Raw genomic sequence first — 15989 nt, 5'->3', positions numbered from 1 at the left:
CTGATATACAGACTATTCATCAACAATGCTCTTTCACAAGTTCCAAGACTTAAACCCTAATGCTATTCGGACTATTATTGTTCATTGTTGCTCATATCGAGCAATCGCTGAGCTTAGCGCATCTATCAGCAATAAATTACTCCCATAGTCTTCCAATAGCATTTCCATGGTATCTAGAGCTTTTTTATGTTCCGCTTCGTTACTTATAACGCTTAAAATCGGGAAGGCGCTCTGAAGACGTTGGCCCATTTCTCGCAGTTTTAAAAGGTCGTTGCAGCTTTTTTGCATGAGCCTTGCTGAATCTTCATCGTCAACTACTGCATCAAATATATTCTCGTAGTGAAGAACAACCTCTTTTTCATCTTGTTGTTCACGCTCATTGACTTGCTCAGTGAGCGATAAGTCCTCAACCCATTCATCTAATCCATCAATGAGCGTTTTTTCGACTATTGGCCACTGAAAAGTGCACTGGCTGAGAAGCTCTTCTAGCGTAAATTTATTTGTGTTTAGTTCACGCTTTTTGCACCAATCTCGCGCGATTACATCAAAAGATTCGCAGGGAATTTTTACCCACACTTGAGATGCCAATATTTTTATCGGCTCTAGTGTGGGGTGCGTAGCTGAGATATCCATTTGGATAATCACGTTAGTCGACTGCGTTTCGTTATGGCCAGCCGCATCTTCACATGACTGATAAAGACTCACTGCGTTGGGCGCGAGCGAAATCAAATCTTTTTTGCACATGCTATTGTCCTGAAAATTGGAGCTTAAACACATGACTCATAGAGCTTATTGCTCTTACTGAGCCGCCACGTCTTATCCGATGTCATTCAACTCAATTTATGTTTGACGTTTGACTTCACGCATCGCGTGATTCATTACATCTCTAAGCGTGATTTCAAGGCACAAGAATTCTGTCGTTCTAGTCAGAGCTTTTCTTCCTTTAACTGACAGTAAGTATTTTTACTTTTATCTCACACGCGCCAAATACTCTAAAGTTGTGTCAAGCTTGACGCAACGTGATGTCGTGATATGCGCATGACCCAATGTCTAGCGTATTAATATCGAGTCTATCGTCTTCCTAACAACAAACTGGAAAAACTAAATAGATTCCTCGCTCTGCCAGTGAAATGTGGCCACAGCAAGGACACTGTTTGCGAGGTTTTACTATTAGCTCATACCATTTGATTTTAATGTACTTCTTTGCCAATGCAGTTCGTAATCTAAAAAGTCATTATTACCGCTAACCAAGGAGAGAAATACCGTCATTATACTTATTACAGAGCTCGTTAATGAGTCCGACTTCCTCATCACTGAGCAAGTCTTGATAAAGGTATTTCATTCTATTGCGAATGTGATTAAAAAGTTCCCGTTCTCCGATTGTATCGATGTTGTAATCCCAAAAAATCAATGCAATTTCCGGGTACTGAGATAATGAAAATTCTCTTTCGGACATTGAAAACTCCTCCCCCCGACTTTGATTCGTATTCTTACGTCGCTCGCTGTACAAATAACGTTAATATCTTTCAATACTTCATCGTCAACATTTTAAATAGTACGCCAACAATACCGTTACTGCCATAAAAAAGCTCCAACACGAAATTTTTTTCACAATAAAATCATAATGTTGCATATCATATGTATGATATGCAACACCTCAAATATCAAACACTGTTAGTTCTGCATTTGCGTCTTAATATTCAACAAGGTTGAGCTTATCAAACGTTTGAAATATCGTTTCAGCATGCGCTTTCACGTTTTCCAGTCGCTCTATGACCTCATTGAGGTGCCAATCTGCTGCATGCTCAGTATCTATATCTGGGAAGCGCTCAAGAATGTTGAGGATAATGTCATAAGCAACACTCAACTCTTCCGCGATAGTCTCTATCGTAGGTTCAGCAACCATTGTTTCGTCTCATCATATGTAGAGGGAGAAGGACATTTAAAAAAGAGTAGCCTCTGCCTCAGTGTTTTGTAACTGCTCAAAGGTCTAGTTTGAGAACTGCGATTTTCAATGCATCTGTTATTATAAAAACAACGTTTTTTTCTAATCACGTTTTATGAATAGCAAGAAGTCATTACTCTTTACCTTATTTTTGATCTTGGTGGCAGGATGCGGTCAAAACTCCCTCTCTGCCAAAACACACACTAATGAAGTCAACGTTAAAAAGTCTTCATCAAATATCTGTCACGACGCGACAAGTTCGTCATATAACAGAACAAAAAATTTTACGCCTTATGAAAGCTTAACAGCATGTCTGAATTCTGGTGGTCGACTACCTAAAGGCCAGATGAACAAAGCATTACGTGAGGCTGTAAACGAAAACAGAGACTTCGTTGTATTATATGAAAGGAGTGACTGGCCTCATTGGAGTGATAGCGATGGCGACTGCCAAAATACTCGCCACGAGCTGTTACTGGCAACGTCGCTATCCGGTGTTGAGTTCATGTCTACGAAAGAATGTAACGTAATAACAGGCTCGTGGCACGACCCTTATAGTGGCGAAACCATCACAGACTCAAAAGCCCTAGATTTAGACCACATTGTACCGCTCAAATTCGCACATGGACATGGAGGGGCATCGTGGAGTAAAAGCCGAAAAAAACAATTTGCCAACGATGTTGATAATTTACTACTCGTAAAGGCATCATTAAATCGACAAAAAGGCGCTAAAGGCCCCGACGAATGGATGCCGCCTAATCATTCATTCAGATGTGATTATTTGAAAAAATTTAATACAGTTATGGACAAATATGAGCTTCGCTACATCCCCAGCGAACTGCGTATAGTTGGTAAGATGTTGAAAGCGTGCAAACGCTAGTTGTAATACTGTTATAATCACTGGGAGAGTTAGCAATCCGATTACATAGCGAGTCTGTTGAACAAAATTAGCGGTTAGAGTTCACTTTGACAATCTGATTAACAGTTAAGCGTGCAGTGTTGAAGTGCGTAACAAAATTATAGCAAACAAGCTAGCATTCGAAACTTTGCTTAAGCAGATTCCTATATAGCTCTAATGATTCAAGTATAGCTCAGCCATACTGTCTAACTGGGCTTTAACATCCGTCCAATTTGGCATGGAACGGGTCAGCAAACGCCAAAATCGCTCGCTGTGGTTGTGTTCCGCGATATGACATAGCTCATGAAGTACGACGTAGTCTATGCACTCTTTAGGCGCCTTAATGAGATGGGGGTTAAACAACAAACTGCCGCTCGCCGAGCAGCTGCCCCATTGTTTTTTCATCTCCATTATTCGAAATGACGGCGTTTCTTTTACCCACGGTGTTTTTGTCACCATTTGCGCAATCCGTTCAGTCAACAACTGCTGAGATTTGTTGGCGTACCAGCGTTTAAGCAAACCTTTCACCTTAGCTTGTCGTGACAATTCTGCGTCATACAATGCAGCACTGACCGTCACTTGAAGCTTTCCTCGAAAGAGCTTGATGTCTGAACGTTGTGAATCACTCGGACTGACCTTCAACACATAGCGACGCCCAAGGTAAAACTGAGTTTCACCACTGACATATTGCCTTGGCAGTACCATGGACTGCTGTTCGGCAAACTGCTTCAGGTTATCCCAAATCCAACGGGCACGTTTTGTGACAACCTGGTGAATATCATCATTCGATGCATCATGGGGCACGGTCGCAACAACCCTAAGGTCTGGGTGAACTTTTAAGGTTACATTTCTACGGGGAGCGGCTGAGTCCGTCGGCGTTTTTCGCCTGATGACGTCGTATTCAATACGCTCATCACCGTAATGCAATACAGCAGACTCACTGTTATTACTGCCAATACGGGCAGCGAGGTGTTTTTGTGTCACAGTGTCACTCTTTTGATAACCCAGTACGTGTTATGCGTATTATTTCCTCTACCATCACCGTGGCATTCTCTAACCCCACCTCATGAAATAAGAGCGGGAGTGTTTTATTATGAATGGCATTTTCTATCTCTGACGGGGTAATAGAAAACTCTGCCACAGCGTCCTTCACGATAGTCTCAATGTCATACGCTAGGGCAACGCGCTTGTCTTCATTCAAGTGGGGCTTATCGTTAAGTGTATCGCCTAAGACATGTGCAAAGAGACCGTAATACGCTTGGGCATGACGATTACGTTTTCCGCTGTCATCAACAAACCGGTCTGGAATGTCAGCGACCTTACGTTGTGCAACATCGTTTTCTAGCTCGGCAAACATCAGGTATTGTTTGACGGGGGAATCAAACATCGCTCGCGCGTCCTCGATGGCTTGCTTTAACAGTTTTGAGAAGTGGGCCTGTGCATGAGGATCGTCAGCGAGGTCATCTTGGATCATCTTTGTAACACGCCCGGTGATTTTGTCGGTCTGATTTCGCGCTTCATCATCGGACATCTTTTCGGATTCGCGAGTCTTACCCATCTCGCCGATAAGATAAACACCATCTGATTCTACAATATCGACGCCCGAAATATGTCTATCGAGCAATTGCCTGATGTCTTCGGCATAAGCATCATAATTGACCGTTTCTTCTGAGAGTTCTTTGACCTTTTGACGTATCTCGACAAACGCTTTCAAATCACGTTTGTATAGGTCACGGGTTTTATCAAACGACTTATCGTCAAAATACGACGCAGATTGAAGCGCGACCTTCATGCAGTTGGAAAACGCCGTTAATGCAGCATAGAAGTCTTCGCGTTTTTTTAAGTTAGTGTCCGTCAGCTGACCGTCGATATCTTCTATTTTCGGTGACAGTGCCTGACTGAGTGCGGCGGATTGTTGTTTATTTTTGACGCCATCAAATATCGCCCAGACGTCACTGTTTAACGTTGGGAGTTTTTTGTATTCGGTATCCATTGGGCTGTAAAGCCCTTGGATATCCTCTATGTCAAAGCCACCTTGGGTGCGCTCTGCCAGGTCTTGGTACTTTTCTATAGTGGTATCTAATTCTTTGAGAATGCCGCGATAATCAATGAGGTAGCCAAAGTCTTTGTCTTGATACAGACGGTTCACTCGTGCAATGGCTTGGATGAGGTTGTGCTCCTTTAAGGGCTTATCGATATACAGGACCGTGTTTTTAGGCTCGTCAAAGCCCGTCAGGAGCTTATCCACCACAATCATGATGTCAGGCCCGTCCACATGACCGTAATCCTCTATGATGGCTTTGGTGTAGGCTTTTTCATCCATCTTACCAATGTTGTCCTTCCACCAGTTTTGCACGATGTCTTTGCTTTCTTGGTCAACCGCTTCATGACCCTCGCGGGTATCGGGTGGTGACATGGCAACGACAGAGGTCACTTTGCCTTCTTTATCCAACGCTTTTTTATAGCGAATGGCTGAGGCTTTGGAGTCGCAGGCAAGCTGCCCTTTCAATCCTTTGTATTTGAAGTTCTGGAAGTGTTCAGAAATGTCGTAAGCAATTAGGCGAATCCGGTCTTCGGTTTGGTAAACCTGCCCTTTTTGAGAAAATTTCTTCTTTAAATCGGCTTTTTGCTTATCGGTTAATGTTTTCGTACTTCGTTCAAACCAGGCATCAATGGCCTTATCCTGCACAGCTAATTCAGGAATCCGTTCTTCATACAGCAAGGGCGTGACGGTTTTATCCTCTACTGCTTGCTGCATCGTGTAAGAGTGAATAATTTTACCGAATTTATTCTCTGTTTTATCGTCTTTGAGTAACGGTGTACCGGTAAAGGCGACAAATGCGGCATTGGGCAGTGTTTGTTGCATACGGATATTGTTTTCACCGTTTTGACTTCGGTGACCTTCGTCTACCAGCACAAGGATATTCGGGCTATCGTTGAAGCACTCTTCGTGCTTAATGGCAGAGCCAAATTTATTGATAATGGAGAATATAACGCGCTCGTTGCCTTGACCGATTTGTTGGGCCAATCGTTTACCCGATGTGGCCATGGCGTCTTTTTTATCTCTGTCAGTTAACACGCCACCAGAGGCAAAGGTGCGACTCAGCTGGTCTTCCAAGTCCACGCGGTCTGTGACAATGATTACGCGACATTGCGCAAGGGCTTCAAGCCATATCAGCGCTTTAGATAAAAACACCATAGTGAATGACTTACCGCTACCCGTAGTATGCCAAATAACACCGCCTTCACGAGAGCCGGACTTATCAAACGAACTGATGCGCTCTATGAGCGCTTTGATACCAAATATCTGTTGGTATCGCGCCACAATCTTTCCGGCTTTTTTATCGAAAAGCGTGAATAAGCGACTCATTTCGAGAAGACGGTCTGGTCGTAATAAGCTGACTAACAACCGGTCTTGGTCCGTTACCGCGAGCTCTCCTGCATTCAATAATGACAAGAACTCAGTTTTTACGTTTACAGGGCGATGGTTAAGCAGTAAATCGAGCTTGTCTTGAGAAAGTGGTTTATTGATTAATGCGCTAAATTCAGCCTCGGTTATCAGTTCTTCTTTCCACTTTGCCCAGAACTTTTCTTTCGTTCCGGTGGTGCCATACAAGCCGTCATATCCATTAATGGAAAGCAGCAATTGGCTGTACGCAAATAAATGCGGAATTTCATCGTGCCCCTGATTACGCAAATGCTGGGAGATACCCGCTGAAGTGGTGAGCTTTCCTGTTCTCGCATCATTTGGGCGCTTTGCTTCAATCACCGCAAGCGGTAAACCATTTACAAAACACACGATATCGGGAATGCGTCGCCCGGTAGCAGGGGCGGTTTGCACCACATACTCTTCCGTGAAGTGAAATGCGGTTTTTTTTAGCGTATTCCAATCAATTAACTTTATTGTGGGCGAGGCTTTTTTGCCGTCGATAAATTCTGTGACACTCACCCCATACATGAGGGCGTCATAGATTTTTTCGTTAGCTGTCAATAGCCCCAGATTCATAGCAGGACTTAGTTGGTGGATGACTTTATCGATAGCCGCTTCAGATAAAGGATACGTTTTTCCCTGAAAAGAAAAGGTTTGCTTTGCTAAAAATTGACGCAAGATGGGAAGCAGGATGACTTGCTGGGTACTTTTGTTAACATCCCCCGTTAAGTTACCTCTGAGCGTCTCGCATTCAGCAGGAGGAATGAAGGTATAGCCCAAATTTGTCAGCAGCGTTAGTGCGGGAAGTTTTGCACTAAACTCTTCGTTGAAGTTAGCTGCCATTCTGCGGTTGTCTTCCATTGCCTTTACTCTCTCCATTTACTCGCATGTCAGGGCGTATGATGATTTAAGCCTAAAGATACCAAGTCCTTGCTATGAAGGCGAGTACATTACCGACGATGATATACCGAAGGAACCTCTGCTTGCTTGCGCCTATTTTTATAGCTCTGCCAAGGAAAGCGTTCTGCCCTCATACTCATGCAACGTAATGCCTTGCTCCGTTTTCCAGTCAACCCAACCGTTCGAGGAACCCAGTAGCAGAAAGCCCGATGCACCGCTGGGGGTTTTGAACAAGTAATCACGCTCAAACACAATGTGACTGCCTGACAGTGAGATAACGCCCTTGCTTAATAAGTTATCGCGAATTTCTATCATGCGCATATCGGTTTTACGCTTGGTCTAATAAGGCGATGCAGAGTCTTTCAACACCACCATGCCCTCATTGGTATGAATCCCCTTCGCATTGACTGATGCACGGTTACATACACAGACCTGTTCAGCTTGGGTAGGAGATTGGTCAGTCAGTGGTTCAAACAGCGGATAACCCAGTGTAGCTAACAATAAACTGCCAATCTCATGGATTTCATCACAGTCAGCTTTAAGCGGAATGGGCGTGTGGGGCTTTTGGCCGCCATTTCCGTTGAGTAACTCGTAACGCTGGCATTGACGGGCTTTTTCTATCGACAGCGATTCCAAATACAGCGCATGGGTTTGCGTTAAGTTATTGGTGAGCGACACCAAAACTAATGCTCGTTCCCAGTCTTTCTTCTCATCTTTGTGATGTTGAGTGAGTCTTGCGCCTACATCGCCCGATTGCCCGACATAGAGTTCGTCTTTGCTATCGCCAGACACTAAGAAATACAGGCCAACCTGTTTGGCTTCCGGCATTTTTACAAACTCAGCGATATCGCTTCTAGGCACTTCAATTACACGAATAATCGACGTAGTTTTTTCTGCTATGCGAATACCTGCAGGGTCGCCCGTCGGCAAAAAGATTTGGATGGTGCGAGGTCGCTTTTGCGAAATCATGCGACCGCCTCATCGTCCACCTTGACTCTACGCTTGCCAGTTAACAATTGTTGCATCAGTGCTTTTTTCTCTTGCTTTAAGTCAGCAAGCTGTTGTTCTAATAGTTCAATTTCTTTGTCTGCGTTAAAAAGAGCAGTAGATATCTTTTCCTGCTCTTCAAGTGACGGCAGTAATATTGTTAAACCATTCACATCCTTTAGGCTTAAGTTTGGTTGAGCAGCCTTTGCCGTTAGCCCCTTAATAACAGAGGCTATTCTTGGAGAGTTTAGGAAATAAATAATGTATCGGTGTACAGTTCGCGTTCTGTTGAGCCTGACAATCGCTAAAGCTTGGTTGGTATTAGCTGGAAGAATTGTTTCATCAACTAACGCTGTGCGACCTAATGCGCCTGCGATAGAAAATAAAATGTCATCCTTTTCTAATTGGGAGCGTTTAAATGATTCGTAGCAATCGTTATCAATATATGCAAACTTAGACCTATCAAATCGCCCTGACGAAGAAATCGATTCAACCTTTACAAAATTAATTCCGTCTTGTTGAAAGCTGAATCCATTTGTCGATGGTGTTGTTCCTTTAGTAACCTTTGACGACAAGTCACCAAGTTTAACCTCCTCCCACTCACCCTCAAACGGTTTACCCGAATCATCAAGTAGGCGCTTTTTGCCAGTGAGCAGTTGTTGCATTAGGGCTTTTTTCTGCTGTTTGCTGTTGTCGATTAGGCGCTCAGTGGTGCTAACCGCTTTATCCCATGTAGATAGGATTTTGGCGATTTTACGTTGTTCAGCGACTGGGGGAATTGGGACATGAATACCTTTAATAATTCCAGCGCTCAAATTCTGCTGGCCGCCACTGTTAGCTAATTCTCTAATGTTTTCATATTGACTGACTAAATATTGATAGTAATAGTCAACTTCAAAGCCATCATTGAGTAATAATGCTGCACACGCTTGATTTGTTGAAGCTTCAATTCCTAGTTTCGCAACTTGACCACGTGTTTTTCCTTGGCCATACATGGCCATTAAAATAGTGTCTTTTGGAAAAAGTTTCGCTGATGAATTTTTAAGTCCTTCCTCAGTTATTTTTTGCTCTGTTTCGTTGATAATACCAAACTGTACCTCAGTTGTTGTTACCCAAGGTATTTGACCGTCAAGCCAAAAGGAATCATTTTGCCTACTAGGGGTTCCACCAGAAGAAACTTTAGCAATATCTTCTATTACACCTTTTTCCCATCCATTAGGCACCATAACCCAACTCCTTTAAGTAGCCTTCCATTTCTGCTTCAAGAGTTTGCATCTCACTTTTTAGCTGGAGACGCTCAGTGCGCACTGCCACTAAATCAATCTCCGCTTCTTCTTCAAAGGTATTAACGTAACGGGGGATGTTGAGGTTAAAGTCGTTCTCTTTTATTTCGTCAAAACTGGCAAGGTAGGCGTATTTATCAACGCTCTCACGTGCCTTGTAGGTGTCGATTACCTTTTGAATATTATCGTCAGTTAACTGATTTTGGTTTTTGCCTGATTTAAACTCACGGCTGGCATCAATAAACAAAACATTGTTGTCTGTTTTATGCTTTTTGAATACCAAAATTGCGGCGGGAATGCCTGTGCCGAAGAACAGCTTCTCTGGCAAACCGATTACGGTGTCTAGCAAGTTTTCTTCAATCAGTTGTTGACGAATTTTGCCTTCGCTCGATGCTCTGAATAGTACGCCATGCGGCACAACTACCGCCATTCTGCCGGTTTCAGGCTTGAGCGTTTCAATCATATGAGTGATGAACGCGTAGTCGCCTTTGGTTTTTGGTGGCACACCACGGCGGAAACGGCCATATGGGTCATTACTGGCGTCATCATGGCCCCACTTATCCAAAGAGAAAGGGGGATTAGCGGTTACCACATCAAAGTGCAATAAGCCTTTGCCGTCTTTATCTAGCAGTAGTGGGTTACGAATAGTATCGGCCCATTCGATTTTGTGGTTGTCCTCGCCGTGTAGGAACATGTTCATCTTAGCCAATGCCCATGTAGAGCCAATAGCTTCCTGTCCATACAACGCATACTTCTTCGAACCTGAGTTTTTGCGTACCATAGCGCCGCATTTTAAAAGCAATGAGCCACTACCTGTGCAAGGGTCACAAATATCATCACCCTCAACTGGCGCCAAAACGGTTGCTAAAAGTGTCGAGACTTCTGGGGGCGTGTAGTATTCGCCAGCAGTGGCGCCACTGCCAGCCGCAAAGTGTTTAATAAGGTATTCGTAGGCATTACCGATAATATCTAAGCTACCTACACGCTCTGTGCTTAGGTTTAAAATGTCTTTACCAAAGTCTTCTAACAAGTGGCGCAGTAAGTCGTTTTTTTGCTTTTCTTGGCCTAGGCGGTCGGTGTTAAAGCTGATGTCTTGGAATACGTTTTTAAGCTTGCTTCCGTTAACTTCTTCAATGGCATGCAAGGCCTTGTCGATACGCTCACCATTACCGGGCTCATAGCGTTTTTCATACAAATCCCAAAAGCTTGCACCTTCTGGTAACACAAAACGTTGCTTCGACACCATAGCGTTAATGAGTTCAGGATTATCACCGTATTGTCCTACCAAACGGTTGTAATCGTCCTTATACACGTCCGAGATATACTTTAAGAAAAGCATGGTGAGTATAAAGTCTTTATAGGTATCGGCACTGATAACGCCGCGAAACGTGTCACAAGCGGACCATACTGCTTTGTTTATATCGTCCTGATTGATTCGCATAGAGGAACTCATGATCTAATTGCATTCCTTATTTTAAGTAATCCGCATAGCGGTTCATTGAGGTAATAAATTATTCGATGATAGCAGAAGAAAGCGTTCCATTTTCAAGAAATAGGTAACAGTGAGCTTTTTGCTTTGACGCTTAGATGCTAGCCAAAACGATAAAAAGCTTTCTTGTAATTATCTATGGCGTCAATGGCGGCTTTAGGCTGCAGCATGCCCTGATTAGCAAGCTCAGATTGTATCAATGTATTTATCTCTTTAAACTTTTCAAGTTCACTTTGTTCTATCCATTCTTCATTATAAATTTTTGTTCTTCCTGCATTTTTAACCAATCTTTCTTCAAAACTCGAGTAAGCACCCGTTAAATCAAGCTTTGTTAGTTGCTTTCTTTTCGCTTCTATTTCTTGGTTGTGTTGTGCGAGATAATCGCTTAATAAGCTTCTTAAAGAATGCTCTAGCTTATGTTCATACATTTCACTAAACGTAATTCTTATGTTAGTAACATGTGGCAGTGACTTCCAAAACTGTAAGCATTGCAACAAATCCACTTCTATGGATTGTGTTTCGTCGAGCGTTACAGGCTCAAGGTCAAACAATCCAAACTCATCAAATTGAAGCGACTCTGCGAGCGAGCTTCCTTTGCTTGGAGCACTTATTGGATGATAGCAAGTCCGTTTTAATCCTTTTTTCATAAAATCGACTTCCCAATGCCCGACGTCATCTTGTAAAAAATCTGCAGATAGGTGATCACAATATCTCCACCAAATGGGTTCTGCGAACATTAGAATTGAATTATTCCGAAGGTCAAATTTACGTTGCAACCAGACCGAAACTTCTGGCCAAAGAATTTTGAAATGTTTGAAAAATATACCTTCCCGTCGAAGTATTGCTGCTCTTGGCGATTCAGCGAGATACTTCAAAGGACTATTCAAGTTGTCAGTAAACCAATAAAGTTTACATTCTCCGTCTAGTGGACAATTGGTTTCAAATTTAAATATATTTCTCACATTTGTTACTGAAAGTTCATTGAAAGATGCGGCTATTAACAAGATATCTTGCTCAACATGTTTCGGGAGTTCCTGAATCAAGTTCTTGATAATAGCGGCAACGTGGCATCTGAAATGAAAAGAGAAAGGCAAATAGTATCGTCTCGATTTATTGACGGAGACAATCTGTTCCCAGTTTTTGTAACCAAAACTTTTAGCAAAAGAGTTTAAAAGATCTTTTTCTGCAAGTCTTATTGAGGATAGCTGGTTATAAACTTCACAGACTGCTGAAACTTCTTTTCTTATTGTTTTCAGATTGAGATTGTCGAATGGTTTTTTTTTAATCGAATTATGCATACACTGATCCTACGAGGTGATTCTGTCTTACCCAGCCGCTGGATTCAGTAAGCCACGAGAATAGAAGGTCAGTTCATAAATATTAAATTATTAAATTGTGCTGACGCGGCGCGCACTTCTAGGATCTTATCCTACAGAGACTTCTAAAGGAAGATAATGAATCATCATCTCCAAAATCGACAAGTTCATGCCTCCTAAAAATGCCGCTAATAAAAACTTATTTTAGTATTCATCCAGATATTCACTGTTTCTGCCTAAGAACGTGAGAAGTAATCTTTAGTTTGAAGAGGTCCAGCCGATTACCTTCTCGATTTCGAATGTTTAAAACAGTTTTTTCAGAAAATATTAAGTCCAAAAACACTCTTAATATCGAAAAGTACTTTTTCTGTTTTATCTCTAGAGATTTGACTTCCTTCGACTAAAATATCAACTAGTTGAGCTTTATCGTGTAAAAACTCTGTTCTTCTCTGTCTTATTGGCCGGAGCATGTCCTGCAAACACTCTTCCAGCACTTTTTTCGTTGTACCGTCGCCAAGACCGCCACGTTGATAGTGCTCTTTTAGCTGGCTTATGTAGTCCTTATCAGTATGAAAAGCATCGAGATAGGTAAACACAACATTCCCCTCGATATTGCCGGGATCTTCGACTCTTAAGTGATTGGGGTCGGTATACATTGATTTGACCGCATAGGATATCTCTTTTTCGGTAGCCCCAAGATTAATGGCGTTGCCCATCGACTTCGACATCTTATTTTTCCCATCCACGCTGGGTAAACGTGATGAATTACTTAATAGAGGTCTACATTCATTCAAAACAATACGCCCTGCTATTAAGTTAAGCTTTCTCACTATCTCATTAGTTTGTTCAAGCATTGGTAGTTGGTCATCCCCAACAGGAATTAATGTTGCGTTAAAGCCCGTTATGTCAGCCGCTTGAGATATCGGATATGTTAAAAAACCAGCGGGGATAGACCGTTCGAAACCTTTGTTTTGGATTTCACTTTTGACAGTCGGATTTCGTTCTAACCGACTAATTGTTACAAGGTTGCTGTAATACATAGTCAATTCAGCAAGGGCTGGTAGTTGTGATTGTAGGCAAATAGTTGTTTTAGATGGTTCAATGCCAACAGCTAGGTAATCTGCAACGACATTTAAAATATTGGATGACACTTTTTTTGGATTATGAGCATTATCAGTAAGGCCTTGCATATCAGCAACTAGAATCGTTTGCTCATGAATTTCCTGTAAAGCTACACGTTGCTTTAAAGAACCGACATAATGACCTAGATGTAACGCACCTGTGGCTCTATCACCGGTTAAGATAATCTCTTTTTTATCAGTATTTTGTATTGTATTCATGGGTATATCTCCAAGCTAAAATAAGTTACTACTGGAGATACAAGAGAAGTGACAATCTTAGCTACCTTCCAGCAGCTATAGAATGTACAAATTCAGTGCCGCTCTATTTAGAGTGCCACCAAAAGAAAAATGTGCGTGTTGAGTTGTTTTTCATAGAAGTAATCTAGCAATAATCCTTTTGATACTCAACTCTTTAAATACTAATTCGCGAATGGAAAAATTTATGTGTCCCCCCCTTGAAAAAGAGTGTCGATACTAGCCCTAGTTACCGCCCGTTACTTTGTTGTGGAGCGGAATTCGACAGAGCACTTTAAGCCAAGCAATAACGCATAGTATTTGAAAAGTATGACAACTTTCTTGAATCTACAGTTTAGTTTTGCAGTGTGGGGATAGATGTTAGCGGTATGTGTAGAGTTATCGTCGCATCCATGCGGCTTTGCTAGTTTTTTCGGTGCGTTAAGCTGAGTATATTGTCAATCTCCTGTTCCATCTTTTGTCTAGCTGAGGAATTTGGGCTATGAACCTTCACGCTTGGTGGTATGAAGCCATTGTTGTTTAACAAAAAACTATCATACTTTTAAAACCCAAAATTCTATGCTTTCAGGCAACAGACTAATCCGCTAATGACCTAATCAATCATACTACTTGTTGCGACCTGATGACTAGGCGAGTAATACGGTACAAAAAAGAACCATACTGAACGGCTCAAAAGTACGTAAACCGGAAGTTGGAGCAGTAAGATTCTAATGACGGCAATTAGCGATAACCAGACGTAGCCGACACTTAGTTTTGATTGAATTATTTACTCTAAAGCGGACATTAACGCCACGTTAAGCGGCAAATAATAGCTGGCTAAAATGTGTGAGGCACGAACAACAGCCAGCTGTTTTTTGTCCGTTTGAACGCCTTGTTAGAAGTTTTTTATAAATACTCTCGAAACCAACTAACTAATTCTTTATTTGCTTTTTCTTTGTTTTGCATTAAACCATGATTATCATCAGGATATAAAACAAGTTTGTGCGGAATATTGTTCTTTTTTAACGAAGCAGCTAAATCAATAGAATGATTGACTGATACACGCTTATCATTAGTGCCGTGTAGAAGTAAAATAGGGACATTTGGCGATAAATCAGCTGTCCAGTTTAATACTGAACGCTTTTCTAGTTCAGCTACTTTGTTTTTCTCATAATCAGGAATTCGGTGCTTGAATACTTTTTCCATTTCAGGGCGGTAAGTTAAACCTTTTAATAAATCAGAATTACCCGCAATAGTTGCTATAGCTTTTATATTTTTTACTTTTTTCACGGCTAAATGAGTTTGCATACCCCCACGACTTGCACCGTACATTCCAATACGTTGTTCATCAGCACCTTCAATACTTGGGATAAAATCTAATAATGCAGTTACATCATTGACATCATTTCCACCAAATTCATCATGGGCTGATGAGTTTTTAGTGAAAGTTCCACGATATTGACTTCCGATAATAACAAAACCTTCGTTAGCAATAGGAAATAAATTATGCATCATTGAGCCAAAAACGACACCACCAAAGTTTCCATTACCACCACGGTTATAAATTAAAACAGGCAATTTCCCTTTTGATACTTTAGGCTTAATTACATAGCCTTTTACAGTGTTTCCATCGACAAAATAATTAAAGGTAGAACAAGACAAATTACTCTGATAAAAATCGAATTTCTCTTTGCCGAAACGCGAATCAAACCGAGTCAAGGCTTGTTTAAGCTTTTCGTCTGATTTGATTTTCCTTTTGAATTTTTTCTCCATGGCATTACGCCATGAAGCGTAATCAGTAAAAATCCAAGTAAAGCAGCTTTTTTGATCTATAACTCGTTCATCATTGATTAAATTTGATGCTTGAGTGCTAAACGATGAAATAGCTAAAGAGATTATTAATAGGTATTTGTTCACATGAACTCCATGTCGGTGATTGAAACTTCTAACAATTTTGATAAGCGGTTTGGCACCGCTCTTGTGACAAATCCGTCTTCATCATTTTGTTATTTGCCCTTCCACAAATGTACAATTTGTCCTTCAATGAATTCTCCCGAAATTCCTTCAGATTCGCCCTTTCCACCAAAAAAGCTATGGGTTAGCTGCTTACTATAAGTAATCTCAAAACTCCGATGTGCGAAAACTAATAAATAGCCATTGTCACTTATTTCGCAATATCCTTCAGATTCGACCGTGTAGTCAGTTCTAGTATCTTTAACTCCAGAAACATAATCCGTGTATTTAAGAAAGGCGCTATCTGCTGTAATTCTTAATTCAAAATTCCAATGCGTTTCACTTACACTTTTATAAGTTCCGATAAGCCTTTCGCATGACCATCCACTGAATGAGACAAATAGAAGTAAAAAAAGCACAAATTTCATCATGGCAT

14 protein-coding genes are annotated in these 15989 nt (G+C 41.5%); 1 reads left to right on the top strand and 13 read right to left on the bottom strand.

Translation table 11 applies throughout. The annotated features are described in order from the left end of the window. Window positions 1–81 precede the first annotated feature (81 nt). From JV36_RS0104575 to JV36_RS0104565, 3 genes are all read right to left on the bottom strand, one after another. On the bottom strand, window positions 82–744 hold the full coding sequence (locus JV36_RS0104575) for a hypothetical protein (protein WP_032095622.1): 663 nt from the start codon (window positions 742–744) through the stop codon (window positions 82–84). A 499-nt stretch (window positions 745–1243) separates the two neighbouring features. Continuing rightward, complete coding sequence (locus JV36_RS0104570; protein ID WP_032095623.1) at window positions 1244–1456, bottom strand: hypothetical protein; 213 nt, start codon at window positions 1454–1456, stop codon at window positions 1244–1246. 237 nt (window positions 1457–1693) lie between these two features. Then, the gene (locus JV36_RS0104565) at window positions 1694–1906 is read right to left on the bottom strand and encodes a hypothetical protein (RefSeq protein ID WP_032095624.1); all 213 of its coding nucleotides are present in this window, start codon (window positions 1904–1906) and stop codon (window positions 1694–1696) included. 385 nt (window positions 1907–2291) lie between these two features. Here JV36_RS0104565 and JV36_RS0104560 point away from each other — a divergent pair, with 385 nt between their 5' ends. Further along, entirely contained in the window at window positions 2292–2822 is a 531-nt protein-coding gene (locus JV36_RS0104560; protein ID WP_235207770.1) for a GmrSD restriction endonuclease domain-containing protein, read from the top strand. Window positions 2823–3014: 192 nt separating this feature from the next. Here JV36_RS0104560 and JV36_RS0104555 read toward each other — a convergent pair whose 3' ends face one another. The 10 genes from JV36_RS0104555 to JV36_RS0104515 form a co-directional block, all read right to left on the bottom strand. After that, the gene (locus JV36_RS0104555) at window positions 3015–3824 is read right to left on the bottom strand and encodes a M48 family metallopeptidase (RefSeq protein ID WP_032095626.1); all 810 of its coding nucleotides are present in this window, start codon (window positions 3822–3824) and stop codon (window positions 3015–3017) included. A gap of 4 nt (window positions 3825–3828) precedes the next feature. After that, window positions 3829–7149 (bottom strand): type I restriction endonuclease subunit R, encoded by a 3321-nt coding sequence (locus tag JV36_RS0104550; RefSeq protein WP_235207769.1) that lies wholly within the window; start codon window positions 7147–7149, stop codon window positions 3829–3831. A 120-nt stretch (window positions 7150–7269) separates the two neighbouring features. Next, on the bottom strand, window positions 7270–7485 hold the full coding sequence (locus tag JV36_RS19845; protein WP_235207768.1) for a DUF4357 domain-containing protein: 216 nt from the start codon (window positions 7483–7485) through the stop codon (window positions 7270–7272). Between the two features lie 24 nt (window positions 7486–7509). Beyond that, window positions 7510–8139 carry a GIY-YIG nuclease family protein gene (locus tag JV36_RS19060; protein ID WP_235207767.1) on the bottom strand — a complete coding sequence of 210 codons (630 nt, stop codon included), beginning with the start codon at window positions 8137–8139 and terminating at the stop codon, window positions 7510–7512. Further along, window positions 8136–9383 (bottom strand): restriction endonuclease subunit S, encoded by a 1248-nt coding sequence (locus JV36_RS0104540; protein ID WP_032095628.1) that lies wholly within the window; start codon window positions 9381–9383, stop codon window positions 8136–8138. Before JV36_RS0104540 ends, JV36_RS19060 begins: the two co-directional genes overlap by 4 nt. Then, window positions 9373–10893, bottom strand: coding sequence for a type I restriction-modification system subunit M (locus JV36_RS0104535; protein WP_032095629.1), 1521 nt, complete (start codon window positions 10891–10893; stop codon window positions 9373–9375). Before JV36_RS0104535 ends, JV36_RS0104540 begins: the two co-directional genes overlap by 11 nt. Window positions 10894–11030: 137 nt before the next feature. Then, complete coding sequence (locus JV36_RS0104530; RefSeq protein WP_032095630.1) at window positions 11031–12227, bottom strand: hypothetical protein; 1197 nt, start codon at window positions 12225–12227, stop codon at window positions 11031–11033. Window positions 12228–12562: 335 nt separating this feature from the next. Next, window positions 12563–13585, bottom strand: a complete 1023-nt coding sequence (gene trpS, locus JV36_RS0104525; RefSeq protein WP_032095631.1) for a tryptophan--tRNA ligase — start codon at window positions 13583–13585, stop codon at window positions 12563–12565. 921 nt (window positions 13586–14506) lie between these two features. Continuing rightward, window positions 14507–15517 (bottom strand): alpha/beta hydrolase family protein, encoded by a 1011-nt coding sequence (locus JV36_RS0104520; RefSeq protein WP_032095632.1) that lies wholly within the window; start codon window positions 15515–15517, stop codon window positions 14507–14509. Between the two features lie 89 nt (window positions 15518–15606). Continuing rightward, the coding region (locus JV36_RS0104515; protein ID WP_200883133.1) for a hypothetical protein at window positions 15607–15989 on the bottom strand (383 nt) is incomplete at its 5' end.

Origin of the sequence: Alteromonas sp. LOR, assembly GCF_000753865.1 — a bacterium.
In the GTDB taxonomy this organism is placed as follows: Bacteria; Pseudomonadota; Gammaproteobacteria; order Enterobacterales; family Alteromonadaceae; genus Alteromonas.
The sequence above is the reverse complement of the archived record's forward strand: the minus strand, read 5'-3'. Positions and strand labels throughout refer to the sequence as shown.